Below are 26,164 nucleotides of genomic sequence, written 5' to 3'. Positions count from 1 at the left end.
CGGTGTCCGGCATGGCGATTCCGACATTGGGAATTTGTATAGCAGGCTCCAGTTTCCCCCAATGCCAGTGGGGTAGCGCATCCGGTATGCGCCAGATTCTCCTATTGATCGTTCCGATCGCCGTCACCGCTTGCGGAGAGAAATCGCCCAAGCCGCCCGCACCACCGTCTCATGCGGAGCTGATCGCCCATGAGACCGAGCTGTTGAAGCTGACGCTGGAGCCGGCGGCGCAGCGGCGGCTCGGCATCGTCCTGTCGCGGGTTGGCGGCGGCTCCGCGCAGCGAATGCGCGAGGTCGCCGGTGAAGTCGTGGTGCCGCCCACGAGCGCCAACGGCGTGCCGACCGGATCGCTCAGCAATCTTCAGCAGATCGGTGCCCAGCAGGCGACCGCGGACGGCGAAGTCGCCCGCACGCAGGCTCAAGCCCGACTGGCGCGCATTGCCTTTAACCGGGCGGAAGCCCTCGTCCGCGAGGAGGCTGGAAGCGTCCGTGCCCGCGACGAGGCGGCAGCGGCGCTGGCAGCGGCGCAGGCGCTGGCGGACGCGGCGCAGCAGCAACGCCGGCTGCTCGGTCCTGCCGTGGGTGTGCTCGCCAACCAGGCGACCCTGTGGGTGCGGGCCTCGGTCTTCGCCAGCGACCTTGGCGCCTTGGCACGGGGTTCCGAGGCCATGGTGCGGCCGATAGGCGAACAGAACGGCGCGCGCGGCGCGCGTCCGGTTCCCGCGCCGCCCTCCGCGAATACCGCAGCCGGCACGGTCGATGTCTACTACGCGCTCGACAATCGCGACCGACGTTTCCGTGTCGGCCAGCGGGTCTCGGTCGACATGCCGATGACCGGGCAGGAACGCGGGCTCACCGTCCCGGCCTCGGCCGTGGTGCGTGACATCTATGGCGGCGAATGGGTCTATCGCCGGACCGCGCCGAACACTTTCGTGCGTCAGCGGGTGGAAGTCGCCTCCGAGACGAACGGCCAGGCGCTGCTCGCGCGGGGGCTGGAGAGCGGCGCCGAAGTCGTTTCCGTCGGTACGGCGGAACTCTTCGGCACCGAATTCGGAGCGGCCCACTGATGCTGGCCGGTCTTGTTCGCTTCGCCCTGGTCCAGCGGGTTCTCGTGCTCGCGCTGGCCGCCGTCCTGATCGTGCTCGGCCTGCGTGCCGGGCGCGATGTGCCGTTGGACGTGTTCCCCGAATTCGCGCCGCCCATGGTCGAGATCCAGACCGAAGCGCCAGGCCTCTCGACCGAGGAAGTCGAGAGCCTCGTCACCGTCCCGATCGAGACGGCGGTGAACGGCGTGCCGGACCTGATGACACTGCGCTCCAAGTCGGTGCTGGGCCTTTCCTCGGTGCAGATCCTGTTCGAGCGCGGCACCGACGTGATGCGCGCACGCCAGATGGTGGGCGAACGCGTGGCGCAAGTGCAGGCGCGCCTGCCGCTCGCTGCCCGTCAGCCGGTGCTGATGCCGCCCCTGTCCTCGACCAGCCGCGCCATGAAGATCGGGCTGACCTCCGGCAAGCTCGACCAGATGAAGCTTTCGGAACTCGTGCGCTGGACGATCCGTCCGCGGCTGATGGCCGTGCCCGGCGTCGCCAATGTCGCGGTCTGGGGACAGCGGGACCGCCAGCTTCAGGTGCTCGTCGATCCCGACCGGCTCCGTGCGGCGGGCGTGACGCTGGCCGAAGTGCGCGCGGCCGTCGGCGACGCCGTGCTGGTTGGCGGCGGCGGTTTCGTCGATACGCCGAACCAGCGCATCGCCGTCCAGCAGGCGGGCATGGTGCAGGACGCCGGCCAGCTCGCGCAGGCGATCGTCAAGCAGGCGGGAGATGCGCCGGTGCGCCTGGGCGATGTCGCCCGCGTGGTGGACGGCTATGCCGCGCCGATCGGCAATGCGATCATCGACGACGTGCCCGGCATCATGCTCATCGTCGAGAAGCAGCCGACCGCCAACACCCTCGAACTCACGCGCGCGGTCGAGGCGGCCATCGCGGAACTGAAGCCTGGCCTCGGTGACGTGAAGGTCGATACCACCATCTTCCGTCCGGCGACGTTCATCGAACGCTCGATCGACAATCTCACGCGGGCGCTGCTGATCGGCTGCGCGCTCGTGGCGGCGGTGCTGTTCCTGTTCACCCGCGACTGGCGGCAGGCGGCGATCAGCCTCACCGCCATTCCGCTGTCGCTGCTGGCGGCGGGATTGGTGCTGCTGTGGAGCGGGGCGACGATCAACGTCATGGTCATCGCCGGTCTCGTCATCGCGCTGGGCGAAGTGGTCGACGATGCGATCATCGACGTCGAGAACATCGCGCGCAGGCTCAGGCTCAACCGCGAATCCGAAAGTCCCAGGCCCGCCTTCGAGGTCGTGCTGGCCGCGTCCCTGGAAGTGCGCTCGGCCGTGGTCTTCGCCTCGCTGATCGTGATGCTGGTGTTCCTGCCGATCTTCTTCCTCGGCGGCCTTGCGGGCACGTTCTTCCAGCCGCTGGCGGTCGCCTATGTGCTGGCCATCGCCGCCTCGCTGCTCGTGGCGCTGACGGTCACTCCGGCGCTGTGCCTGATGCTCCTGCCGAATGCCCCGCTCAAGCCGGAGCGTGATACCCGCGTCGTCGGGTGGCTCAAGCGGCGCTACGTCGGTGCGCTGCCTGCCGTGATCGGGCGACCAAGGCTGGCGGTCGGCGTGGTGGCGGGCGGCTTGCTTCTGGCAGGCGTCGGCTATGCGACGTTCAAGGACCAGTTCCTGCCCGATTTCCGGGAGACCGATTTCCTCATGCACTTCGTCGAGAAGCCCGGCACGTCGATCGAGGCGATGGACCGGATCACCATCCGTGCCTCGAAGGAACTGCGCTCCATTCCCGGTGTGCGCAACTTCGGCGCCCATATCGGCCGCGCCGAGCAGGCCGACGAAGTGGTCGGCCCCAACTTCACCGAACTGTGGATCAGCCTCGACGAAAAGGCGGACTATGACGCCTCGGTGAAGCGCATCAAGGAAGTGGTCGACGGCTATCCCGGCCTGTTCCGCGACGTGCTCACCTATCTTCGCGAGCGCATCAAGGAAGTGCTCACCGGTGCAGGTGCCACGGTCGTCGTGCGGATCTACGGTCCAGACCAGGACGAACTGCGCGCCGCCGGGCAGCGGGTACGCGATGCGATTTCGAGCATCCCGGGCGTCGCCGATCTCAAGCTGGAAAGCCAGGTGCTGGTTGCGCAGCTGCGCATCCGCCCGCGTCCCGCCGAACTGGCCCGGCTCGGCCTGACGGCAGGCGAAGTCCGGCGCCAGGCCCAGACGCTCGTCGCGCAGCAGAAGGTCGGCGAAATCTACCGCGACCAGCGGGCCTTCGACGTGGCGCTCTGGGGCGAGCCCGCCGTGCGCGGTAGCGTCCATGCGCTGCGCGACCTGATGATCCAGTCGCCCGCCGGTGCGCCGGTACGCCTCTCGGACGTGGCGGAGGTGGAGATCGTTCCCGCGCCTAACGAAGTGAAGCGCGAGAACGGCCAGCGCCGCCTCGACGTCACGCTCAACGTCTCCGGTGCCGACCTCGGCACCGTGGCCCGCGAAGTGGAGGCGGCTGTCGGCAAGGTGACGTTCGCGGCAGGGTATCACCCCGAAGTTCTCGGCGAATATGCGGCCCTCAAGGAATCGCGCCAGCGCCTCTGGACCACCGGCGCGCTGTGCCTGATCGGAGTTCTGCTGCTCGTGTGGATCGAGTTCCGCTCGCGCCGGATCACGGCGCTGGTGGGGGTGAGCCTGCCCTTCGCGCTGGTCGGCGGCGTGGTTGCGGTGGCGCTGACCGGCGGGACGCTCTCGCTCGGTTCGCTGGTCGGCTTCGTGACGGTGATCGGCATTGCGGCGCGCAACGGCATCATGCTGCTGTCGCACTATCGCCATCTTGAGCGGGAAGAGGGCGTGCCGTTCGGCCGCGCGCTGCTGCTGCGCGGGGCGGAGGAACGGCTGGTGCCGATCCTGATGACCGCGGCCTGTGCGGGGCTCGCCCTGGTGCCGCTGATCGTCGCCGGCAATGCGCCGGGGCATGAGATCGAACATCCCATGGCGATCGTCATCCTGGGCGGACTGGTCTCCTCGACCGTGCTCAACCTGTTCCTGATGCCCTCGCTCTACGGGCGCTTCGGCGCGGAGCGTTCCGCCCGGCGGGAACAGCGTGGGGAGGTTCTGGCATGAAGACCCGCCTCTCCCGGTGCTGCGCGCCTCTCCTGGCGCTGGCCGCTTCCGCCTGCATGACCGCGCCCAAGGCGCCGGTTCCCGCCGCGCCCCCCGCTGCGACGGGTCCTTTCGCCGCTCTGCCGGTCGCCTCGATCGCGCCGGTTCCGGACGACTGGTGGCGGCTCTATGCAGACCCGCAGCTTGATGAACTGGTGGCGCGCGGTCTTGCCGCCAATGCGGATCTGCGAGTGGCCTATGCCAATCTCGACGGCGCCCGCGCCGCCTTGCGGCAGGCCAAGGCGGCACGCCTGCCGACAACGACGATCGAAAGCGCCCTGACGCTCGACAATCCCAGCAAGCAACCGAGCGCCGCGTCGGTCTCGGCCAGCGACTGGGATATCGCCGCTACGGCAAGCTGGGATATCGACCTGTTCGGCCGTTTGCGTTCCGGCGCACTGGCCGCGCAGGCGGATGCGGAGGCCCAGCAGGCCGCGCTGGATGCCGTGAAAGTGACGGTCGTGGCGGACATGGTACAGGCCTATGTCGATCTCTGTTCGGCCAATCAGTCCAAGCGCGAGGCCGAAGCGATCGTCGCCGCGCAGGATCGTTCGCTGGCGCTCGTGCGCGAGCAGTTGAGCGCGGGCGAGGTTTCGCCGCTCGAAGTCTCGCAGGCGGCTGCGCTGGCGGCTTCCTCGCGGGCGGCCGTCGCGCCTTACGAGGCGCAGCGGGCCAATGCGCTCTACCGGATCGCCACGCTGCAAGGTCGGCCTCCGGCGGAAGCGCGAGGTTATAGCTTCGCCTGCGCCAAGCCGCCGCGCCTTGCCGCACCCGCTCCGGTGGGAGACGGCACCGCGCTGCTCCTGCGCCGCCCCGACATTCGCGAGGCCGAGCGCAAGCTCGCCGCCGCCGCCGCCCGGGTGGGCGTCGCGCGGGCGGCCCTCTATCCGCGCGTCAACCTGGGCGGTGCGCTGGGGCTGCTGGCGGGCGGTTTTGACGCGGTTGCCTCGCCGCTGGTGAGCTGGGCCTTTCCCAATCAGGGACCGGCCAGGGCGAAGCTGGCGCAGTCCCGCGCCTCGGAGCAGGCGGCGCTGGCGGGGTGGGACGTGGTTGTGCTGAAGGCCCTGCGGGAGGTGGAAACGGCGCTGGCGGGCTACGATGCCGAAGTCCGGCGCAACGCTCTGCTGACCGATGCGGTGGTACAGGCGCAGGCCTATTCCCGGCGCTCCGCAGCCCGCGTGCGTCAGGGCGATGCCTCGGGGTTGCTCCAGGTCGATGCCGAGCGCACCCTCGCCAATGCGCGACTGGCCAAGGCGCAGAGCGATCTTGCGGTGGCCGCTGCGGAAGTTGCCCTGTTTCGCGCGCTCGGAGGTGGCTGGCGCACTGGGCTGGAGCCGGGCTAGGTTGCGGCTATGCGAATCCTGATGATCGAGGACGACGAGGAAACCGGGCGCTTCGTCTCGCGCGGACTGGAAGAGGCCGGACATGCCGTCGTGCTTGCACGCGACGGTCGGGACGGTCTCTTCGAAGCGACCGGCGGCGGTTATGACGTGATCGTCGTCGATCGCATGTTGCCGGGGCTGGACGGGCTTTCGGTGGTCAAGGCCCTGCGCGCCGCTGCCGATGCCACGCCGGTGCTGATGCTGACGGCGGTGGGCGGCATTGCCGACCGCGTGGACGGACTGGAAGCGGGCGCGGACGACTATCTGGTCAAGCCCTTCGCCTTTTCCGAACTCTCGGCGCGGCTCAATGCGCTGGCGCGGCGTCCCCCGGTCCGCACGGAGGCGCACCGGCTGGAAGTGGGTGACATCGTGCTGGACCTTCACCGGCGCACGGTGGATCGGCAGGGCATCCGTATCGCCTTGCAACCGCGCGAATTCGCGCTGCTGGCTGAACTCATGCGCAACCCCCGCCGGATCATGACGCGCACGATGCTGCTGGAGCGGGTCTGGGACTTCGATTTCGATCCGAAGACCAACATCGTCGAGACCCACCTCAGCCGCTTGCGCTCCAAGCTCAATGCGGGTTTCGCGGAGAATGCCATCGAGACCATCCGCGGGGCCGGCTACATGATCCGGAGCCGCTAGAATGCGCCGGTTCTGGAGGACCACCACCGGCCTCGTCGCGGCCGTTGCGCTGGTCTTCGTGCTCGCCACGGTGGCGATCGGCGCGGTCGCCTATGAAGTGACACATGAGGGGCTCGAACAGCAACTCGACCATCGCATCGCGGCCGAGACTTCGGGATTGCTTGCGGAAGCCGGTCGGGAAGGGCTGCCGGCGCTCGCCGCGGCGATCCGCCGACGCGAAGCGGCACGTTCCACCGCCAGTCTCGAATACCTCCTGGCGGACGAGCGCGGCGACGCTCTCGCCGGGGCGCTCGATGCTGACGTTCCTTCAAGAGAGGGTTTCGAGGAACTGCTTGCCTACCGGCACAAGGGCTCGGGGCGTGAGGGGATCGCGCAGGCGCTGACCACGCGGCTTCCCGGCGGCGTGCTGATCGTGGCGGCGGACCGCGCAGATCTCGACGAGATCGACCGTACTCTGGCGAGCCTCTTTGCGAGTGCCATGGCGGCCACGCTTGCGCTCGGCCTGGCGGCGGCCGGTCTGGTCGGCTGGGTGACGCGGCGGCGGCTCAGCCGGATCGACGCGACGGCCCAGGCGATCATCGAAGGCGATCTGGCGCGCCGCATTCCCCGCGACGGCTCCGGCAGCGAGTTCGACCGACTGTCGGGCACCCTGAACCGTATGCTCGACCGGATCGAAAGCTTGATGGAGAGCCTCAGGCAAGTGTCGAGCGATGTCGCCCATGACCTTCGCACGCCGCTGACCCGGCTCTACGGCAGTCTGGAAAGGGCCGAGGCTGCGGACGATCCGGCGGTTCGGCAGAGCCTGATCGGGAATGCGCGGGAGCAGGCGTCAGAACTGCTGGAGATATTCGCGTCGTTGCTGCGGATTGCCGAAGTCGAAGGGCTTTCCGAGAAGCTGCCCCGGCAGGAGATCGACGTCTCGCTGCTGCTCGAACAGATGGTCGAGACCTACAGGCCGGATTTCGAGGATAGCGGCAGGGTGCTACAGCGCATGATCCCGCCGGGCCTGGCAACGGCGGGCGACCGGCGCCTCCTGAGCCAGGCTCTGGCGAACCTGCTGGACAATGCCTTGCGCCATACGCCGGTGGGAACGGTGGTCGAGCTGAAGGCGCAGGTCTCGGGGTGTCAGATCGTCCTTGCCGTATCCGATGACGGGCCGGGCGTGACCGAGGCCGAGCGGATCCGGTTGTTCCGGCGCTTTGCGCGGGCGGAGCGGTCCCGCAGCACCGAGGGTCATGGCCTCGGGCTCAGCATGGTGAAGGCCATAGCCCGTGCCCATGGCGGTTCCGTGCAAATCCTTGGCGGGATGGCTGGTTTCACCGTGGAACTGCGGCTGCCCGCCCGGCGGCCCGACGCGCCCTAGTTCTTGGCCTTGCGGGGAATCCGCAGGCGGACGATCAATCCGCATTCCGTCCCGTTGGCAATCTGGAGCGAACCGCCATGGACACGGGTCACGGCGTTGGCGATGCTCAGCCCAAGGCCGAACCCGCCCGTGTTGCTGCTGCGGGAGCTTTCGAGGCGATAGAACGGTTCCAGCACATGGACGAGTTCCGGCTCGGGAATTCCGGGACCGATATCGCTTATGACGATTTCCAGCTCTTCGGCTCCGTCCCGGACTTCGATGTCTGCCCGCGCGCCATAACGTACCGCATTCTCGATCAGGTTTTGCAGGCAGCGCCGAAAGCTCAGCCGAAAGCACACGAGGGGAGCGGCTGCACTGCCGGTGACGGTTACTTCCGCGCCGAGTTCGCGCAGGCTTGTAGCGACTTCGTCCAGAAGGACATTCACGTCGACTTCGGACAGAAATGTGTCCCCTTCGCCGCTTTGCGTGAATGTCAGCGTGGCATCGATCATGGCTTCCATGTCGGCCAGTTCGCTTCGGAACTTCTCGCGCAGGTCTTCCGCGGGCAACAGTTCGGTCCGCAGTCGCAGTCGGGTGATCGGCGAGCGCAGGTCGTGGGAAACGGCCGCCAGGAAACGGGAGCGTTCGGCGAGACTGTCGATGAGACGGGCCTGCATCCGGTTGAACGCCTCTGCTGCGCGGCGCACTTCGACGGGGCCGCGGGATTCGAGCGGGGGACTGTTGATGTCGGTGCCCAGTGCCTCCGCCGCCTGCGTCATGCGCGCCAGCGGCTTCATGGCGAGCCGTACCGCAAAGAGCGCGATCAGGACCACGATCACGATACGCAGGGCATAGATTCTGAGGAAATAATCCGCGATCGTGCCGAGACGGTGGGTGTCGATGCCCTTCACGCCTTCCACGCCGTCTACTCGCAGCCATAGCGGCTTACCCGGCTCATGAAGGACGAGCGAGTAGCGCACCGAGGGCGAGCGCATTTCCAGCATCGACCACGTCCCGGCAGGCCGGCCGCTGTCACCCAGGAGCTGGCAATTCAGCACCCAGATATAGGCAGGCCTGCCCAGGCGATCGAGCGCGATCGCCTTTATCAGCCGCTCTTCCTCCGAAGGCGGGTGGGGGGGCGGCAGGTTTCCGGGCGGAGCGGCAAGGAGGCTGGGGTGGAAACGGTGGTCGGTCAGCAGTGCGATCGTTCTCGCCTGCTCTTCCCGGCTCTGGTCCTGAAGCAGCTTCATGGTCGCGGCCGCTCGCACCGCGAGGATACGCAGAGGCACGTCCATCAGATCGCTCTGGCGGCGGTCGAACCAGATCGTGCTGGTGAGCGCCTGGGCGGCAAGCAGGCCGGCCACGAGGATGCAGGCCATGCGCCCCGAAAGCGAGCGCGGCCATACCCGGTGCATCCGGGACCAAGGTATCCGCTGCATCAGGCCTCGATGACCACGTCGACCGCCATGACATACCCGCCATTGCGTATCGTGCGGATGAGCCGGGGATTGCGAACGTCTTCGCCCAGCATCTGCCGGAGGCGGCTGATGCAGACATCGACCGAGCGGTCTAGCGGTCCGCGATCCTTGCCGTAGACCTGCGCGGCAAGAAAGTCCCGGCTCAGCGTGCGGTGCGGGTGGTTGAGAAGCAGCCGCAGCATCAGGAACTCCGAGCCGCCAAGTGTAGTCGAAATACCGTCGGGAGAAAGCAGGCGGTTGAGCCGGGTGTCGAGCTGCCATCCGCCGAAGGCCAGGAGCGAGACGTCGTCGACCTGGCTTTCCGGCGGGAACTGCCGGGTACGGCGCAGCACGACCTTGATCCGGGCAAGCAGTTCGCGCGGGTCGAACGGTTTGGGCATGTAGTCGTCCGCCCCCATCTCCAGGCCGATGATGCGGTCGATCAGGGCGCCGCGCGCGGTCAGCATGATGACCGGAATCTTGATCTGGTCGGCGATGGAGCGGCAGAGCGAGAGACCGTCCACACCCGGCAACATGAGGTCGAGCACGATGAGGTCGGCCCGGTTGTTCTCAAGCCATCGCCACATCGACGGACCGTCCTCGGCGGCCTCGGCCTGCATTCCGGCGGAGTTCAGATATTCGCAGAGCAGGCCGCGAATGCCGGCATCGTCGTCCACTACGAGGATTCGGTCGCTCACGGCAGCAATTCCTTGAAGTCTGGGTAAGAGGGCGTGCTTCTTGCCAGACAAACGGGCGCATTGTTTCGCGCGAATGTGTATCGATGTGTTGGAAATTCCAGTTTCATTACAATCCGAAACATAAGCTGCCGATACAGTACAAAACTGTGTCTCTCTTCCGATTTACCGCGTGGTTCGAACTGCTACCGGCGGTGACGATTTGCGAATGCATCGCATTATACCAGGGAAGAGCCATGAATAAAGCTGCTGGCGGCGCGGTCCGCCGCATTTCGACTACGCGTCTCGCTCCGGCGGGAATCCTGATGGCATTGAGCGTTCCGGCAGCCGCCCAGACTGTCGATGAGCCGGTGCCGCTGGGGTCGATGGTCGTGCACGGCACATCCATCAAGGACGAGTACAAGGTCGATAGAGTGCAGTCGCCCAAGATGACGCAGGTGCTGCGCGATACTCCGCAAAGCATCTCCGTCATCTCTTCCGAGACGCTCAAGGAGCAGAATGCCCTGAGCCTGCAGGACGTGTTGAAGAACGTTGCGGGGATCACCTTCACGTCCGGTGAGGGCAACCTCGGCTGGGGCGATTTCTTCACGATCCGCGGCTTCTCGACCGAGCAGAGCGTGACGGTGGACGGCGTTCGCGACGGCGGCATGTCCAGCCGCACCGATATCTTCAACATGGAGCAGGCCGAAGTCTTCAAGGGCACCGGATCGGTCGAATCCGGCGTTTCGGCGGTCGGCGGCAGCGTCAATCTGGTCAGCAAGGAGGCCCAGCTCGGCAGCTTCTATCGCGGCACTTTCGGTCTCGGCAGCCAGAACTATCGCCGGGCGGCGGCGGACATCAACCAGATGCTGGGCGAGACCACGGCCCTGCGCGTAAACCTGATGTCCCATTATAACGGCGTGGCGCGCCGGAACGAGGTGGACTACGAACGCTACGGCGCTGCGGTCTCCCTGGCGACGGGGCTGGGGACGTCCACTCGCTTCTATCTCGACGGGTTCCACCAGCGCGATGACAACACCCCGGACGGCGGTCAGCCGATCCAGCGCGGCACCAAGGGCCAGCGCATGCCCAACGTGGGCAAGGATGCCTGGTATGGCGCGGCGGGGCTATACGCGCAGCATACCCAGATCGACACCCTGACGGGCCGGATCGAGCACGACCTGTCGGCGGGAACGACGTTGCGCAGCCAGCTGCGCTACGAGCGCTCGGACAACTGGGGCGTGTATGCTCCGGCCCGTTTCACCGCCGCCGACGCCGATGGCAACAAGACCTGCACGGGCACCCGCTGCGCCACGCTGGGTTATGTCGGGCTTGGCGGACTAAGCTCGGTCGGGACAGTGAGCGCCTACACCGACTACGCCAACGTCGATACGGGCGCTTACGGCTATCTGCGCGGAAGCGATTTCGGCACTTCGAAGCGCTACGAGATCTACGACAGCCAGACCGACATCAAGACCAGCTTCCACACGGGCGGAATCAAGCACGACCTGGCTGCCGGTATCGAGCTGTTCCGCGAATACTACGGCGATCACGAGCGCTCCATGCTGGCGCCGGCCGGAGATATGTTCTTCGATCTCGCCAATCCCAGGACCACCGGCTTCGCCTCCACGACCGTCGTGAAGGGCGCCGGCAACGCGCGCGCCAAGGTCGAGAGCGCAGGCATCTACCTGAACGACACGATCACGCTGGCGGAAGGCTGGCAAGTGCAGGCCGCCCTGCGCGCGGACCGTTTCAAGGCGCAGTCGGTGACGGCCAGCCGCAGCGACACGGCGATCGGCGGGCGTCTCGGCCTCGTCTACAAGCCGGTCGAGGCGGGGGCAGTCTACGTCTCCTACAGCCAGGCCGCGCAGCCCTCGGCAGTGGGCCTGACCACCAACGACACGATCTACGGTGCCGCTGCAACCGCCGCGCTCAAGCCCGCCAAGTCGCGGACCTGGGAAGCGGGCAGCAAGTGGGATCTGCTTGGCGGTGCGCTCGGCCTGACCGGAGCGGTGTTCCGCACCGAGCTCTCCGATTCCTGGGAGTACAACGCCGACGACACCTCGCCCGTGCGTGCACTTCCCTCCAAGCGCGTCGATGGCTTCGAACTGGAGGCCCACGGCCGGATTACGCCGGCCTGGTCGATCATCGCCAGCTTCTCGCACCTCAAGAGCAAGATCACCAAGGGCGTGAACGAAGGCGTCGAAGCGGCCAACGTGCCTGACTGGGGCGGCAGTCTCTGGACGTCCTACAAGGTGGGTTCGGGTGTGGAACTGAGCTACGGCGCGCAATATGTCGGCCGTCGCCGCTACACGAACAACAACTACGTCGGTGGTCTCAATAACATGTCGAGTTACGCCATGGGGCCTTCCGGCGTCTATGCGATCTACACGCTCGACCAGGAAAAGGCGCCGTCGTTCATCGTACAGAACGCGGCTGTCCGCTGGCATGTGAACGAGAACGTGACGGCGAACCTCAACGTGGCGAACCTGACCAACAAGTTCTACTGGTCGCGGATCGGCGCCTCGTTGGACGGCTTCCAGCTCTACGGTATTCCGGGAGCCGGGCGCACGGTCAGCGGCAGCCTCGACTTCGCATTCTAAGCCCGCTGGAGAGCGTCATGCTGCTTGAAATTCCCGATGTCCTGACCCCAGACGAAGTGCGCGGCATGCGCGAAGCCCTGGAAGCTGCCGACTGGCTCGACGGCAAGGTCACGGCCGGGGCACAGTCGGCCAAGGCCAAGCGTAATCAGCAGCTCTCCGAAACCCATCCGCTGGCCGAGCAGTTCGGCCAGCGGATACTTCAGGCCTTGGCGTCGAACGCCGTCTTCATGTCGGCTGCGCTACCGCAGCGGATCTATCCGCCGCTGTTCAATCGCTATGCCGAAGGGCACGATTTCGGCTTTCATGTCGACAATGCCATCCGCCCGATCAACGGCACGCGCGAACGGGTCCGCACTGACCTGTCCGCCACGCTGTTTCTGGCCGATCCGGACAGTTACGAGGGCGGAGAACTGGTCATCCGCGGCAGCTTCGGCACCCATGCCGTAAAATTGCCTGCGGGCGCGATGCTGCTCTACCCTGGCACCAGCATCCACCGCGTCGAGCCGGTCACGCGGGGGGTGAGGGTGGCATCCTTCTTCTGGGTTCAGAGCCTTGTGCGGGAGGATGCCCGCCGAGAAATGCTGCTGGACATGGACATGGCAATCCAGCGCCTGACCCAGACCGGCGGGGATGGCGAGGCCCTGATCCAGCTTACCGGTGTCTACCACAACCTGCTGCGGCAGTGGGCGGACCTGTGATCCGTTGAGGTCACAGCCTTCTTCAAAGGCGGCTCCTCATCAATCACGCATCTTGCGCCATGGGAGTAATACAATCCCAGTCCTGCCAAAACAGGACTAGAGCTGATAACGCAGGCGAACCGTGAAGGTGCGGGGTGCTCCCGGATAGACCCAAAGCGCGGCATAGCTGTTCGCATACCAGGTGCGGTCGAACAGGTTGTTCACTTCGGCATTCAGTCGCAGGCGATCGGTCACGTCGAACGAGGCGAGCGCGCGGACGAGCGTGTATCCCGGGAGCATGAAGGTGGTACCCGTTTCTCCCATACGCTTGCCGACGCGATTGACGCCGAGGCCCAGGCTTGCCGCGTGGCCGGCGATCTCGAAGTCCTCGAACACCAGCGCATTGGCGCTGAACTTGGGGATGTTGATGAGGGGATCGCCGGCGGCGACGACTTTGCCGAAATCGGGGTCGAGCACGTCCGAAGTGGCATAGGCGTCGACGTAGGAGGCGCTGGCCAGAATGCGCAGACCCGCCGGAAGCCGGGCGCTCGCATCGAACTCGACGCCCTTGCTGCGGGCCTGGCCGATGGCGATGGCACTGCCCTGGTGCACCGGGTCGGCAGTGAGAATATTGTCCTTGGTCATCGTGAAGGCGGCCAGCGAGGCCGTGATGCGGCCATCGCGGCTGGCGTATTTCGCGCCGGCTTCGAACGATTCCGTATTCTCGGGATCGAAGGGCTTGCCAGCGAAGTCGTTGCCGGTGTTGGCACGGAAACCCTGACCGTAGCTGACGTAGAGCGAGACCGTATCGGTGGGCTCGTAGACCAGTCCGGCCTGCGGGCTGAATGCAGTTTGATGCTGGTGCGTGGTCGCGCCGGTCGCGCGGATCGCTATCGACTGGCGATAATCGTCGTAGCGGACGCCGACCCGTGCCTTCAGCCTCGGAAGCAGGTCGATCTGATCCTGGAAGTAGATGCCGCTGCTGACGGCGCGCTCGCGCTGGTTGTAGATGACGGCCGTGGTCGCCGGCAACTGGTCCGCAGGGCGATAGACGGGGTCGAAGATATCGATCGCGTAGAGTTCGTCGAAAGTCGGATTGGTGGACAGAAGCGGCGGCCGTGAACGATAGAGGCGGTTGTCGAAGACGAAGCGGTCGTAGTCGGCGCCCAGCATGATGTGGTGCACGATGCCGCCGGTCCTGATCTTGCCGGTGATCTCGCCGCGAACCGTCAGGTCGCTGGTGTTGTAGTCGTAATAGCGGCGCTGGCGCGACAGGGTGCGTCCGTCGGTGAAGATGGGCTGCCGCGATGCGACGAGTTCGGGCCAGGTGCTGAAGCCGGTCAGGTCCGTGGTGCGATAGCCGAAACCGACAAGAGCGCTCCAGTCCGAACCGAAATCGTGCTGGACCTGCAACTGGTGGCCATAGTCGTTCGTGCGGGTCGGCCCATCGGCGGGCTCACCCAGGAAACGGCTGGCGGGGATCACGCCCAGCTTGCCGTTCACGGCCAGAACACCGCGGTCTAGCGGGATTTCCTGGTGCGTATAGGCGAACATGTAGGACAGGCTGGTGTCGTCTCCGAGCCGCCAGAGCAGCGAAGGCGAGATGGTCTGCTTTTCGGTCTTCACGTAGTCGCGGAAGCTTCCCATGTCCTCGACGGCGCCGTTGATGCGGATTGCCAGGCTATCGCTGAGCGGCCCGGTATAGTCCGCCTCGGCCCGGTAGCTGTCGTAGCTGCCCGCCTGGACGGTGGCGCTGCCGGTCGGGCTGAACTGGGGCTTGAGTGTGACGATATTGACCGTTCCGCCAGGCTCACCGCGCCCGAAGAGCGCGGAAGTCGGTCCCTTGAGGACATCGATGCGCTCCACGCCGGAGAGGTCGCGCGGTCCGCCGAAGCCACGACCATAGTTGAAGCCGTTCACCAGGAAGCCGCTGGGGACGTTGATCTCACCGGCAAATCCGCGCACGGCGTAGCTGTCCCACAGGCCGCCGAAGCTGTTTTGCCGGGAAATGCCGCTCACCATGTCGAGTGCGTCCGAGAGGCGCGTGGTGCCGGTCCGCGCCAACGTCGCGGCATTGATCGTCTGGATGTTCTGCGGCACGTCGCGTGCGGGGACCTCACCCACGTACTGTTCGCGCTGGCCAGAAACGACGATTTCGCTGCCGGTCTGGGCTTCGTCGGTCGAAGCCTCGGAGCGGGCGGGGGTCCGTCCGGCACCGGTCGGCGCTTCGGCAGCGGCGGCCGGACTGGCGGCCAGCGATGCAGCCGCGACAGTCGCGGGAATAAGCGTCAACATGGGTCGGCATTCCTTGATTGGGCAATAGGCTCAGGCAGCGAGCGCTTATGGTGGCCGCTCTGTCGGGGACGAGCGAACCTTGACGGCAAGGGCGGCACCACAGCACGGCTCGGCAAGCACCCTGAGAATGCCTGAATCCGGGGAAGTCCCGGCGCGCGCCGTTAGCGCTATTGCACCGCACTCGCAAATTGATTTTTGCCAATGTTGTCGCAAGCGGGGAAGCCCGATCGAACGGCAGAACGCCAAGAGTCTGGGAAAGCGACCTAACTTCGAAAGGGCGTTGAATCCGTGACAAGCCGCGCTTTCGGAAGTCTGTTCGCATTCGCATTTTCGGGCGCGGCCACTCCGCGTCCCAACGAGCATCGGCCCGCCTCCTTTCGGAGACGAGCCGACGTGTTTTCTCGCTAAGGAAGGGTCAGTACTTCACGTTGAGTGTCAGGATCGCTGTGCGTCCAGGCGCCTGATTGGCGAAGTGCGCCGTATAGGCCTTGTCGTAGTAGAGCTTGTTGAAGACGTTCTGCACGTTCAGCTGAAGCTGCGCCAGATCATTGATCTTGAACGCAGCATTGGCATCGAAGCGCCAATAGCTGGGCACTGCGCGAACGAGAGTACGGGGCAGGACGAGTTGACCGTTGGTAATCGTGCGGGCGCCCACTTCCTGGATGCCGCCGTAGACCTTGCTCATGTAGATCGCACCGCCGCCAATCGTGAACTTCGAGGTCACGTTGTAGTTGGTGAATGCCGTGAAGCTGTGCTTGGGCGTATTGGGGAACGGTGTGCCGGTGCTCACCGCCGGAGCGTAGATGGTCTGTCCAGTCGCAGTGTTGGTGGTAGTGGTTATGCCGCCGTCGACGATCTTGGCGTCCATGTAGGTATAGCCGCCGAAGACGTTCCATTCGGGGGTGATATTGCCGTTGAACCCGAACTCGAAACCGCGGATGCGGCGATCGCCGGCGAAGACCACGGTGCCGTTTTCACCCGTTGTGCGTGCATTCTTGGTACGGGTCTGGAAAGCCGCAAGCGTCAGCGCCAGGGTGTCGTTCAGCACGTTCCACTTGGTCCCGATCTCGTAGGACTTCGTTTTCTCGATCTTGAGCTGATCGGTCAGGCTCTGGTTGCCTGTGTTGAGGGCGTTGCCTTCCTGCCCCTGTCCGGCGTAGGCGCCCGGGGGCGTGGCTGAGCTCGACGTCGAGATGTAGATGCTGCTGTCGGCCGTCGGCTTGAAGATCAGGCCGGCCTGGTAGTTCCATAAGTTGTCGGTGCGGCTCACCCAACTGCGGCTGGCGGTGGACGTGGCGGTCAGGCCGGGGCTGACTTCGGTATGGTAGCGATCATAGCGTCCGCCGAGGTTGAGCAGCAGGTTGTCGGTGATGGTGATCGTGTCGAACAGCGAGGCACCCCAGCTGTTGATGCGGGTGAGCGTCTGGGTCTTTGGCAGGCTGCGCTGGATTGCCGCCGGTCCTGCGCCCGCGGCATCGCTGGCATAGCTTACCCAGGGATCGCTCGGGTTGGGATTGCCCACCGAGGTGCAATTGTAACGTTGCACCATCAGCGTGCTGCATCGCGGGCTGACGCTCGAACCGGTGGCGATCGCCGTTCCGGTCGCGGGGTTCGAGACATAAGAGCCGGTGGCCGCCTTTTCCCGCGCCCATTCGAAGCTGGCGGCGAAGTTGTTCTTGAGCCCGAAGGGACTGACTTCGCCGAACAGGTCGGTCTGGTTGATCAGGCCTTCGGAGTAGCCGTAGCGGGTATTGGCGCGGCGCCAGACCTGGCCGCCCGGGGCGGTGATGACGCCGGCAGAATTCCTGGCGCCGTAGACATTGCCCTGCTGGTCGTCGGGTTGCGACAGGATGTAGCGCTGCTCGCTGCGGCCATAGCGCGAGGTGTTGCGCAGGGTGATGCCGTTGTCGAATTCGTGTTGAGCGCGAACCGTGAAGTTGTTGACGTTGGTCTTGCGGAAGTCGCGGTCCTTCAGTCCGTAGAAGGCGCCTCGCGGGCGGTTCACTTCCACACCGCTGATCGTGGTGTAGTTTTCCGCCGGCGTGGTTTCGGCAATGCCGGCGGGTACGTTGCCGCTGGTGTAGAGATAGGGAATGCCGGAATCCGGCAGTTCGTCGCTCTGCAGGTGATAGTAGCTGACGGTGAGGCTGGTGGGACCATCGAGGCCCAGCTTCACCGACGGCGCGACGCCCCAGCGCTTCGACCAGATGGCATCGCGACCGGCCACGTCCTGGTCATGCCACATCGCCGCGACGCGCAGGCCGACGAAGTCGTTCAGCGGCTGGTTCACATCCAGGGTGACGCGCTTGTAGTCGTCCGTGCCGAGGCTGCCGCTGGCTGCGACGAAGCGATCGGCGGTGGGCACCTTGGACACGAGGTTGAGGCTGCCGCCGGCGCTGCCGCGGCCCCCCATCGAACTGTCCGAGCCCTTCACGACCTCGATCTGCTCGACGGCGAAGACTTCGCGGCTTTGAGCGCCGATATCGCGCACGCCGTCGAGATAGGTGCTCGCCTGACTGTCGAACCCGCGGATGAAGGGCCGGTCGCCCTGCGGGTTGCCGCCTTCGCCGGCACCGAACGTGATGCCGGGAACGGTCCGAAGCGCCTCGGCAAGCGAGGCCGATGCCGTATCCCTGATGACCTGCGCCGGAACGACGGTGATCGAGCGCGGCGTGTCGACCAGCGGTGCGGTATACTTTGGAGAGTCTACCTTGTCGGTCTTGTAGCTGTCTTCCTCGATGGCGGTGTCGGTGACGGTGACGCCACCGAGGCGCGGGGAGGTGGGCTGGCTGACTTCCTGTGCAACGGCAGGGCTCGCCGCAAGACCGAGGCAGCTCATGGCAAGATAGGCCGGCGCCGAGGCCGATGATGAACGGAGACGGGACAGAGACACGTGATACCCCCTGATAGCTGTGAACAAGCTTTGTTTGAGGAGGCGCTAATGCGAAGCAATCGCGATTCTAGCAAGATGTAAAATAAACAAACCGATACAAATCGTAACAATATAGCTTCAATATAATTGTATTTTTGACAACACGAAGTGCGGCCGTGATAATCATCGCGACCGTAACTACTATGTCTGTTGATTGTGGTGTGTTGTTAAAGTGAAAATTACATCTTTGGTGTTCCTGGGGCTTCCAGCCTTCTCGGGTAGCGATAGACGCCGTGCCCGATGCGCTCCACGAAGCCTTGGCGATGGAGGCTACTCAAGTACTGGTGCGTTATTCCTACCGCGAGGAACTGTGCGGTGGATGCGAGTTGATGACGGCGTACAATTTCCAGCGCCTTCGCGCGCAGCGATCCAGTTGGGGGTTCCGATGCGCCGTCCCAGAGCTTCTGCCGGCGCGGTAGGTAATTGTCGCATGCCGGGGCAAGTGGACGCTTACCGCTGTATTCAATCCGCAGCGATGGGTTCGCCGAGGTGTCCCGTTCCAGCAGTATGGCTCTCGCCGGCAAGCGCCTGGCATCGCTCTTCAGTCCCTCCGCGCAGGCTTTCATCGCCAGTTGCAGCGGATTGGCGAGACGCCAGTTGCCGGACAACGAGGGCCTTTGCAGGGCCGAGATGCGGTGGATGATTGTGTTTTCGTCCAAGCTGACGAAGGGGGCGCCGGGCGCGAACACGACGATGCTATGAGCAATGGCCTCGCGGGCCAACCATTCGAAAGCCTCCCGCAATGAACCTGAAAGCTTTGCGCGCATTTCATTGTCCGACGAGCGTACCGGATCTGCGGGATGAAGCAGCGAACGCAGGATGACGACGATCTGTCGCTCTCGAAACGCAAGCGATCCGAATGTAACAAGCGCGTTTCCGGCCGCCTTTTCCCCTGCTTTGGCCGAGGCTCTGATTTCCAAACTCAAGGCGGCATCGGACGCAGAAATGGGGCTTCGTGGCCGGACGTTGTAACGAAGCATTCGCATCAAACTTGTCTAGCCGACGACTACCTACCCAACGTGAACTGAACCGTTCATGTTCGGTTTAAAAAGTAAATGAAGGTTGGGAAGGTGATCGCGAGACTTTGACAATCTCTACTGGTCAGAGCAATCGGCATGGGTCTTTATCGGAACCTCCCATGTCGATCCTCCATTTGCGGAAGCGCATAGTTACCTCTCTTGCCGAGATATCGATCCGGGGCAGGCTTCTGTTCACCGGCACGATCCTGACCGCCGCAGCTCTGGTCGCAGCAAGTCTGTCGGTCGAAGCGGTGCTCGATACTTACGTGCGTCGCAGCATCAACCAGAGTCTTGATGGGCAAATCGGCTTGCTTGCGCGATCGGTACGGACAGATGGATCGATCGACCGCGACATGCTCTCGGAGATCGGGCCGTTCACGCAATACCGGCGCGGTTGGTCGTGGCGGATCGAAACCCCGCGTATGGTCGTGAATTCCACGGAAGTCATCGGGACGCTTGATTTTCGGGAGGAAGGTCCACGGGGCCGGGAAGGGCACTTCCGCGCGCTTCCGGATCTGTTGCGAACAGGGCGATCGGGCGACCTCTATGTCAGGATGCTGGATCGGCAGACCCCGGGTGGATCAGTGCGCATCACCGCGACGGCGCCCCATGCCGTCTACGAACGGCTCCGCACGGCGGCGGTGCGTCCCGTTTTGCTCATCCTGGGCGGCTTGAGTATCGTTCTACTGGCGACTTCGCTCTTGCAACTCCAGATCGGACTGAGGCCGCTGGTGCGGCTGAAGCGGTCTCTTGAAGAGGTGCGTCGCGGCAGGCTGGCGCGTGTTCCCGGCGACCAGCCCAGCGAACTACGAGCTGTGGTCGAGGAAACGAACGACCTGCTTGACGAGAACGAAGCCTCGCTGGAGCGGGCGCGCTCGCATGTCGCGAACCTGGCGCATAGCTTGAAAACGCCGCTGGCGACGCTTCGGGTCAAGCTGAGCGATAACGGCAAAGACCCCGATGGAGAGCTTTCGCTGCTCGTCGCCCAGATCGATGGGGCAATCCGGCACCACCTGGGACGGGCCCGCGCGGCGTCTCCCGGGGCGCCGGGACGAGCCTGCGTTCTGCTTGCGCCGGTCGTGGCCGATCTCTTCGCAGCCTTGCAGCGGATCTACATAGACCGCAACCTCGCGTTCCACATGGCCGTTCCCAGGGATATGTCCGTCAGGTGCGACCCGCAGGATCTGAGCGAGATGCTCGGCAATCTCCTCGACAATGCCGCCAAGTGGGCCGCCACCCAGATACGCATCACCGCGACGCAGCAGGACCGGGCCATCGCCATCGTGGTGGAAGAGGACGGTCCGGGATTGAGCGGCCCCGCATTGGGACTGGCCCTGCTACCGGGGCAGCGGTTGGACGAGCGCGGGGACGGCCATGGGTTCGGCCTTTCCATCACCCGCGAGCTGGCCGAACTCCATGGCGGCGCTCTGTACCTGGAAAATTCAGATATGGGGGGCTTGCGGGCGGTTCTCTCGCTTCCTCGCTAACCCCGCCGGGTTCAAACAGACTTTCAGCCCGGTTGGAGGCGATAGCCGCGACCGCGAACGGTCTCGATCATTTCCGCTCCGATCTTGCGCCGTAGTCTACCGATGATGACGTCGAGCGAGTTCGAATCCGAATCGACATCGTATTCGTAAGCGTGCTCCAGCAGTTCGCGGCGCTCCACGACGATCCCCTTGCGCAACATGAGCGCGGAGAGAACGCGCCATTCGAACGCTGTGACGCGAAGCGCCATGCCATCAAGCTCGAAGTGGCCGAGCTGGGCATCGTATACGAGCCGTCCACAAGTGAGGCGCGTGGCAGCATGGCCGTTGGCCCGGCGCACCAGCGCGCGCAGGCGCATGGTCAACTCCTGCGGCAGGAACGGCTTGGTCATGTAGTCGTCCGCGCCGGCGCGAAAACCGGCCACCTTGTCGGCCCAGGAATCGCGCGCGGTCAGGATCAGGACAGGCACTGTCGCGCCGCCGTCACGACATGCCTGCAGGAGCGAAATACCGTCCATCTTCGCCAGCCCGAGATCGAGGACGAGCGCATCGTAGCCTTCCGTCGTGGCCAGGTGCAGCCCTTCCTCGCCATTGGTTGCAAGGTCGACAGCGAAGTTCTCGCTCCGCAGTGTCCGGGCGATTTCGGTGGCAAGGGCCTGATCGTCTTCTACAACGAGGATGCGCATGAATGGCTCGCTTCAGATTTCTTCCAGGCCTGCCCATCCCCGGGCAGGCTCAGAACCTCGATGAGATGGCGAACTTGACACTTGCGGGCAAGCCCTGCGCCAGGAGGCTTGAGCCGGTGGAGGCCCAGTAGCGCTTGCCCGTCACGTTCTCGCCGTAGAGGCGCAGCGTCGTTGGGCTGCCGGCAAGCTCGAAGGTGTAGCTCGCACCAAGGTCGAACGTCTCGTAGCCCGGAACGTAAGCCTGGTTCAGCGCATTCACGGCGCGGCGACCGACGTGGAACATGCCAGCAGAAACGCGCAGTCCGTCGATCACCGGCACCCGATACTCGGCGAAGATCGAGCCGGAGAACTTCGAGACGTTCTCGATCATCTTGCCTACCACCGCGGCGTTGCCCGACTGCTGCGCAGCGTCCAGCGTGAGAGCGCTCGCCGAAAGGGACAGGCGGGGCAGCACTTCGCCGACGATGCTGAATTCCGCGCCCTTGTAGACGGCTTCGGCATCCTGCACGAAGAAGTTGGCGCTGTTCAGATAGGCAGACGGACGCTTGATATGGAAGTAGGCCGCCGTCATCAGCACGCCGCGGATCGGCTCGATCTTGATCCCGGCTTCCTTCTGCTTGCTGACGGCCGCGGGCAGGATCTCACCGGCATTGTTGGCGATCTGCTGCGCGATCGGTCCCGGTTCCAGGCCCTCGATATAGTTGGCGTAGACGTTCGCCCAGGATACCGGCTTGACCATGAGGCCGTAGGACCAGGTGCCGGGCTTGATCTTGTAGTCGGAGGTGCGGCTGACGTCGCTGTAGTCGGTCTTACGGTAGCCGATCGTTGCCTGCAGCCACTCCCCGAGCGAGGCGCGGTCCAGCACGTAGATCCCGAGATCCTTCACCCGTGAAGGATTGGGAATGATGCGCGGCGCCGTGGGACGCTGCGGAATGTCGACGGGATCGTAGAGGTTCTGTGCGAAGGTGTAGCGAACGGCGGTCGGCACGTTGCTGTCGCGGGTGTAGTACGACACGCCTACGAGGATATTATGCTTGATCGGCCCGGTTTCGAACGAGCCGGAGATGTCGCCTCGATAGATGGTGTTCTTGTAGTCGTTCCCGCTGGTCATCGCCACAGTGACGGTCCCGTTTCCGGTATCGAGATTGTAGTTGCCGAAAGAGGAATAGGCGCGGCTGCGGGTCAGGTAGGACTGGCCGGCGGCTAGGGAAAGGCGCCAGTTTCTAGTGAAATCGTAATTGACGCGGGCCAGCAGGTTGGTTTCCCAGCCTCGGCCCTGCATCCAGGCGGCGCCCAGATTCTTCGAGGGGGACTGCAGCGGTGGCAGGGTGATAGCGCCGTTCACAGCGGCAGGCAGGCTGAACTCGGTCGGCTCGGTGACGGTCTTGAAATTGTATTCGGCGTCGAGAAGCACTTCCAGGCCGTCGAGGGGGCGCCAGTCGAACGCACCCGAAACGAAGCGCCGCGAACCGGACGTGCGCCTGATTCCCGTCTCCACCGTCGAGGCTCCTGCGTTGACACGCAGGCCGGCGGTATTTCCGAGGCTTCGCGAGACGTCGAAGCTGGCGCCCACCGCGCCGTTGCTGTCTCCCTGAAAATCGATGCGGCTCGTCGGAGCATTTGTGGGACGCTCGGTCACCAGGTTGATGATGCCGGAAGGCGTCGCGAAGCCGTAGTAGAGACCGGCCGCACCCTTGAGCACCTCGATGCGGTCCTTGCTCTCAATCGGCTGCTCGATCAGGTTCACGATCGGCAGCACGCCGTTCCAGCGCACGTTCGTGAAGTTGTTGAGCGTGATGCCGCGAATGGCGAGGTTGCTGTAGATCGCGCTGTTGATCTGCGCCTGTGTCACGCCGGGGGTGTTGCGAACGGCATCGATGACCGAGCGCGCCTGCTGGGCTTCCAGCAGGTCCTTCGTCAGGACCGCGACGGTGAGCGGCGTGTCACGTAGACGCGCATCGCGGAAAGTTCCGGCCTGCACGAAGTCGGCACTGAAGCTGTCGCGCCGGTCGGCGGTGACGACGATATCCTCGGCACGCGGAGGTTCCGGCTCAGCGGTCGTCTGGGCGATCGCCATGCCTGGCATCATGGCGATCGCCGCTGCGAAGCATAAGGCCGAGCGGTGTGTGATCCTGTTGTCGTGCATGTCGCGCCCCAATGTGATGAAATTTTGCGGGCGTGTTGCGCAAATGCGAGGCATTTGCAACTCATTGTTCCTAATTCCCGATGACTGCTGGGAAAGCTCAAGCAAATGGGGATGCCGTCATACCATGCTCAGTTCAAACCGATGCCCCGGATCTGACCGGAGTAGCTTCTTTCGGGTTGCAACCTCGACATACTAGGGTTGGCGCAGATGATGCGACAAATAAGCATCGTTGCGATGCTGCTCTCTCGCCTGCCGCTGAAATCGGTTGCGTCAGGTACGCGACGGAGCAATCCTTGTTGCAACCGATTCGCACTTGCGAGGCAAATCCGATGGCGGCCGCCGTCTGCGCGGCCAGGATCCCAAAGGGGGGATGACGAACGATGTCCGATTTTTGTACTTCTGCATGTGCACGTGTTTGCGTCCTGCTGGCCGGCGCGTCGCTGGCGATGCCCATGGCGGCCCTGGCCCAATCCCCGGCTCTGTCATCGCAAAGTAGTGCTTCGGGCATTCAGGCCACGAGGCAGGACGACGGCGCCATCATCGTCCTGGCTCCCAGCTTCGTGCCCGACGGCGCTATCACCGCAAGCAAGACCGACACGCCTCTGATCGAAACCCCTCAGTCGGTTTCCGTGGTCACGCGAGACCAGATTGATCTGCTGAACTTCATCGATGTCCAACAGGCGGTTCGATACACCGCAGGCATCGTCGGCGAGAACTACGGGCCGGACTTGCGCTTCGACTTTCTCACCCTGCGCGGTTTCATTCCGGTCCAGTATATCGACGGGCTCCAGGCGCCGGTCAGCTCGACGATTTCCAACGTCGGCCTCGACCTTTACGGCTTCCAGTCGATCGATATCCTCAAGGGCCCCTCTAGCGTGCTTTACGGCACCACACCGCCGGGCGGGATCTACAACCTGACCAGCCGTCGTCCTTCCGAGGAGACAAGCGGAGAATTTCAGGTCAAGTACGGGACCGATGACTTCAAGCAGGCGGCAGGGACCATCACCGGTGCGCTTGCCGATGGCCTCAGCGCGCGCCTCACCGGACTCTACCGGGACCGGGACAGCCAGACCGATTTCGTAGGTGCCAGGCGTGCTTATGTGGCGCCGGCCGTCACGGCGCAACTCGGGCCGGACACCTAGCTGACCTTGCTCGGACACTATCAATGGGACAGGGTGGAAGGCGATACCAACGGCTTTCTTCCGGCGGTAGGCGTGCTCGTGGACAATCCGGTCGGCAAGGTGCGCCGTGGCATCAATTTGGGCGAGCCGGACTACAACTTCTACCGCCGCCGCCAATGGGGCCTGGGCTACGAGCTGACGCATCGCTTCTCCAGTGCCGCCAAGTTCACGCAGAACCTGCGTTGGGGCGAGTACCACGAGTACCAGCAGATCATCTATGGCGCTGCGTTGGGTGCCGACAACCGTACGGTCACACGCAACAATTTCCCGTTCAAGGACGATACCCTCCAGTTCACGGTGGACAACCGCCTGGATCTCGATTTCGCCACCGGCCCGATTGAGCATCATGTCCTCGTCGGGTTCGACTACCGCAATTACCGCGAGGCTTCCGCGTTCTCGTTTACGCCCGCGGGAACGATCGACTTGTTTGATCCGGTCTACAGTCCCGGAGCCTACATCGCGCCCACGACGTTGACCGGCTCGACCGACCAGCGCCTGAAGCAGAAAGGGCTCTACCTGCAGGATCAGGCCAGGATCGGCAATCTGATCCTCACGTTGTCCGGGCGGCAGGACTGGGTGAAGACGGATAACTATGCTGCTACAGCCGCTATCCCGGTCAGCAAACAGGACAAGTTCACCTGGAGGGCTGGGGCGACTCATCTCACCGAGGCCGGCATTGCACCCTATGTCAGCTATGCCACCTCGTTCCAGCCTGTGGTCGGGCAGACGTTTGCCGGCGCGGCATTCAAGCCCAGCCAGGGAAAGCAATGGGAGGCGGGGGTGAAGTATGACGCCCGGTCTCTTGGCGACAATATTGAGCTGTTCGCGACGGCGGCGGTCTACCGCATCAAGCAGTCCAACGTGCTCGTTACCGATCCGGACAATCCGTTTTTCCAGCTCCAGACGGGAGAGGTCGTGTCCAAGGGTGTCGAACTGGAACTCGTGACCCGTATCCACAAGCAATTCAGCGTGAACGCGTCCTATACCTATAACGATGCCAAGAACGAAATGGGCGCCCGCGTGGCAGCACAGCCGCAGCACAAGGCCTCGCTCTTCGCCGATTACACGCACAGGAGCGGCCTAGGCGCCGGTGCGGGCGTGCGATATCTCAGCAAGAGCAACGGTGTCGTTGCGCTGCCCGGCGAATATACAACGACCGGAGGCGTAACGCTCCTGACGACTCTCCCTAGTCCCTCGACAACCCTGTTCGATGCGACGCTACATTATGACATTCCCGGATGGCGCTTTGCCATCAACGGCAGCAACATCTTCGACAAGCGCTATGCGGGACGGTGCAGCGGGGAAACGAGCTGCTTCTTCGGGCAAAGCCGCCAGATCATCGGAACGGCCACCAAATCGTTCTAGATGCAGGCGCGAGTAGACCGGTGATCGCGGGTCGAGCGAACTTTTCTTCGAGCAGGAGCCTTCGGCCTC

The 26,164-nt window shown here is 64.4% G+C and carries 17 protein-coding genes; 10 read left to right on the top strand and 7 right to left on the bottom strand.

Features of this window, described 5'->3' with window-relative positions:
* Positions 1–86 precede the first annotated feature (86 nt).
* Genes V7066_RS20800 through V7066_RS20780 form a run of 5 tightly spaced genes read left to right on the top strand, consistent with a single transcriptional unit; the run spans position 87 to position 7,597 of the window.
* Positions 87–1,067 carry an efflux RND transporter periplasmic adaptor subunit gene (locus V7066_RS20800; RefSeq protein ID WP_334184898.1) on the top strand — a complete coding sequence of 327 codons (981 nt, stop codon included), beginning with the start codon at positions 87–89 and terminating at the stop codon, positions 1,065–1,067.
* Positions 1,067–4,168: an efflux RND transporter permease subunit gene (locus V7066_RS20795; protein ID WP_334184897.1), complete on the top strand. Its 3,102-nt coding sequence runs from the start codon at positions 1,067–1,069 to the stop codon at positions 4,166–4,168. Before V7066_RS20800 ends, V7066_RS20795 begins: the two co-directional genes overlap by 1 nt.
* On the top strand, positions 4,165–5,550 hold the full coding sequence (locus V7066_RS20790) for a TolC family protein (RefSeq protein WP_334184896.1): 1,386 nt from the start codon (positions 4,165–4,167) through the stop codon (positions 5,548–5,550). The genes V7066_RS20795 and V7066_RS20790 overlap by 4 nt, the downstream gene beginning before the upstream one ends.
* Before the next feature lie 9 nt (positions 5,551–5,559).
* Positions 5,560–6,234, top strand: coding sequence for a response regulator transcription factor (locus tag V7066_RS20785; RefSeq protein ID WP_334184895.1), 675 nt, complete (start codon positions 5,560–5,562; stop codon positions 6,232–6,234).
* Between the two features lies 1 nt (position 6,235).
* The gene (locus tag V7066_RS20780) at positions 6,236–7,597 is read left to right on the top strand and encodes a sensor histidine kinase (RefSeq protein WP_334184894.1); all 1,362 of its coding nucleotides are present in this window, start codon (positions 6,236–6,238) and stop codon (positions 7,595–7,597) included.
* On the opposite strand, the gene V7066_RS20775 is transcribed toward V7066_RS20780, so the two are convergent.
* Positions 7,594–9,015, bottom strand: coding sequence for an ATP-binding protein (locus V7066_RS20775; protein ID WP_334184893.1), 1,422 nt, complete (start codon positions 9,013–9,015; stop codon positions 7,594–7,596). The genes V7066_RS20780 and V7066_RS20775 overlap by 4 nt on opposite strands.
* On the bottom strand, positions 9,015–9,731 hold the full coding sequence (locus tag V7066_RS20770; RefSeq protein WP_334184892.1) for a response regulator: 717 nt from the start codon (positions 9,729–9,731) through the stop codon (positions 9,015–9,017). The genes V7066_RS20775 and V7066_RS20770 overlap by 1 nt, the downstream gene beginning before the upstream one ends.
* Before the next feature lie 233 nt (positions 9,732–9,964).
* Between V7066_RS20770 and V7066_RS20765 the strand changes: the two genes are divergently transcribed.
* Together V7066_RS20765 and V7066_RS20760 are read left to right on the top strand one after the other, a co-directional pair.
* Complete coding sequence (locus tag V7066_RS20765; RefSeq protein ID WP_334184891.1) at positions 9,965–12,310, top strand: TonB-dependent receptor; 2,346 nt, start codon at positions 9,965–9,967, stop codon at positions 12,308–12,310.
* 17 nt (positions 12,311–12,327) lie between these two features.
* The gene (locus tag V7066_RS20760; protein WP_334184890.1) at positions 12,328–13,008 is read left to right on the top strand and encodes a Fe2+-dependent dioxygenase; all 681 of its coding nucleotides are present in this window, start codon (positions 12,328–12,330) and stop codon (positions 13,006–13,008) included.
* A 96-nt stretch (positions 13,009–13,104) separates the two neighbouring features.
* Here V7066_RS20760 and V7066_RS20755 read toward each other — a convergent pair whose 3' ends face one another.
* From V7066_RS20755 to V7066_RS20745, 3 genes are all read right to left on the bottom strand, one after another.
* The gene (locus V7066_RS20755; protein WP_334184889.1) at positions 13,105–15,282 is read right to left on the bottom strand and encodes a TonB-dependent siderophore receptor; all 2,178 of its coding nucleotides are present in this window, start codon (positions 15,280–15,282) and stop codon (positions 13,105–13,107) included.
* 415 nt (positions 15,283–15,697) lie between these two features.
* A complete protein-coding gene (locus V7066_RS20750; protein WP_334184888.1) occupies positions 15,698–18,175 on the bottom strand; it encodes a TonB-dependent receptor in 2,478 nt (825 codons plus the stop codon).
* Positions 18,176–18,393: 218 nt separating this feature from the next.
* Positions 18,394–19,194, bottom strand: a complete 801-nt coding sequence (locus V7066_RS20745) for a type IV toxin-antitoxin system AbiEi family antitoxin domain-containing protein (protein WP_334184887.1) — start codon at positions 19,192–19,194, stop codon at positions 18,394–18,396.
* Positions 19,195–19,352: 158 nt separating this feature from the next.
* Between V7066_RS20745 and V7066_RS20740 the strand changes: the two genes are divergently transcribed.
* Positions 19,353–20,720, top strand: coding sequence for a sensor histidine kinase (locus V7066_RS20740; protein ID WP_334184886.1), 1,368 nt, complete (start codon positions 19,353–19,355; stop codon positions 20,718–20,720).
* 23 nt (positions 20,721–20,743) lie between these two features.
* Here the strand turns inward: V7066_RS20740 and V7066_RS20735 are convergent, their stop codons facing one another.
* Positions 20,744–21,403, bottom strand: a complete 660-nt coding sequence (locus V7066_RS20735) for a response regulator transcription factor (RefSeq protein ID WP_334184885.1) — start codon at positions 21,401–21,403, stop codon at positions 20,744–20,746.
* 49 nt (positions 21,404–21,452) lie between these two features.
* Positions 21,453–23,549, bottom strand: a complete 2,097-nt coding sequence (locus V7066_RS20730; protein ID WP_334184884.1) for a TonB-dependent siderophore receptor — start codon at positions 23,547–23,549, stop codon at positions 21,453–21,455.
* Between the two features lie 452 nt (positions 23,550–24,001).
* Here V7066_RS20730 and V7066_RS20725 point away from each other — a divergent pair, with 452 nt between their 5' ends.
* Both V7066_RS20725 and V7066_RS20720 read left to right on the top strand, forming a co-directional pair.
* Positions 24,002–24,691, top strand: a complete 690-nt coding sequence (locus tag V7066_RS20725; RefSeq protein WP_334184883.1) for a TonB-dependent siderophore receptor — start codon at positions 24,002–24,004, stop codon at positions 24,689–24,691.
* Positions 24,692–24,724: 33 nt separating this feature from the next.
* Complete coding sequence (locus tag V7066_RS20720) at positions 24,725–26,095, top strand: TonB-dependent siderophore receptor (RefSeq protein WP_334184882.1); 1,371 nt, start codon at positions 24,725–24,727, stop codon at positions 26,093–26,095.
* Positions 26,096–26,164 lie beyond the last annotated feature (69 nt).

This window comes from Novosphingobium sp. (assembly GCF_036820275.1).
Classification (GTDB): Bacteria; Pseudomonadota; Alphaproteobacteria; order Sphingomonadales; family Sphingomonadaceae; genus Novosphingobium.
Note: the sequence above shows the minus strand (reverse complement) of the source record. Positions and strands in the feature narration are given on the sequence as shown.

Coding starts and splice junctions, on each gene's coding strand:
- V7066_RS20800 (WP_334184898.1), top strand. CDS start 87: ATGCGCCAGATTCTCCTATTGATCGTTCCGATCGCCGTCACCGCTTGC.
- V7066_RS20795 (WP_334184897.1), top strand. CDS start 1,067: ATGCTGGCCGGTCTTGTTCGCTTCGCCCTGGTCCAGCGGGTTCTCGTG.
- V7066_RS20790 (WP_334184896.1), top strand. CDS start 4,165: ATGAAGACCCGCCTCTCCCGGTGCTGCGCGCCTCTCCTGGCGCTGGCC.
- V7066_RS20785 (WP_334184895.1), top strand. CDS start 5,560: ATGCGAATCCTGATGATCGAGGACGACGAGGAAACCGGGCGCTTCGTC.
- V7066_RS20780 (WP_334184894.1), top strand. CDS start 6,236: ATGCGCCGGTTCTGGAGGACCACCACCGGCCTCGTCGCGGCCGTTGCG.
- V7066_RS20775 (WP_334184893.1), bottom strand. CDS start 9,015: ATGCAGCGGATACCTTGGTCCCGGATGCACCGGGTATGGCCGCGCTCG.
- V7066_RS20765 (WP_334184891.1), top strand. CDS start 9,965: ATGAATAAAGCTGCTGGCGGCGCGGTCCGCCGCATTTCGACTACGCGT.
- V7066_RS20760 (WP_334184890.1), top strand. CDS start 12,328: ATGCTGCTTGAAATTCCCGATGTCCTGACCCCAGACGAAGTGCGCGGC.
- V7066_RS20755 (WP_334184889.1), bottom strand. CDS start 15,282: ATGTTGACGCTTATTCCCGCGACTGTCGCGGCTGCATCGCTGGCCGCC.
- V7066_RS20745 (WP_334184887.1), bottom strand. CDS start 19,194: ATGCTTCGTTACAACGTCCGGCCACGAAGCCCCATTTCTGCGTCCGAT.
- V7066_RS20740 (WP_334184886.1), top strand. CDS start 19,353: ATGTCGATCCTCCATTTGCGGAAGCGCATAGTTACCTCTCTTGCCGAG.
- V7066_RS20735 (WP_334184885.1), bottom strand. CDS start 21,403: ATGCGCATCCTCGTTGTAGAAGACGATCAGGCCCTTGCCACCGAAATC.
- V7066_RS20730 (WP_334184884.1), bottom strand. CDS start 23,549: ATGCACGACAACAGGATCACACACCGCTCGGCCTTATGCTTCGCAGCG.
- V7066_RS20725 (WP_334184883.1), top strand. CDS start 24,002: ATGGCGGCCCTGGCCCAATCCCCGGCTCTGTCATCGCAAAGTAGTGCT.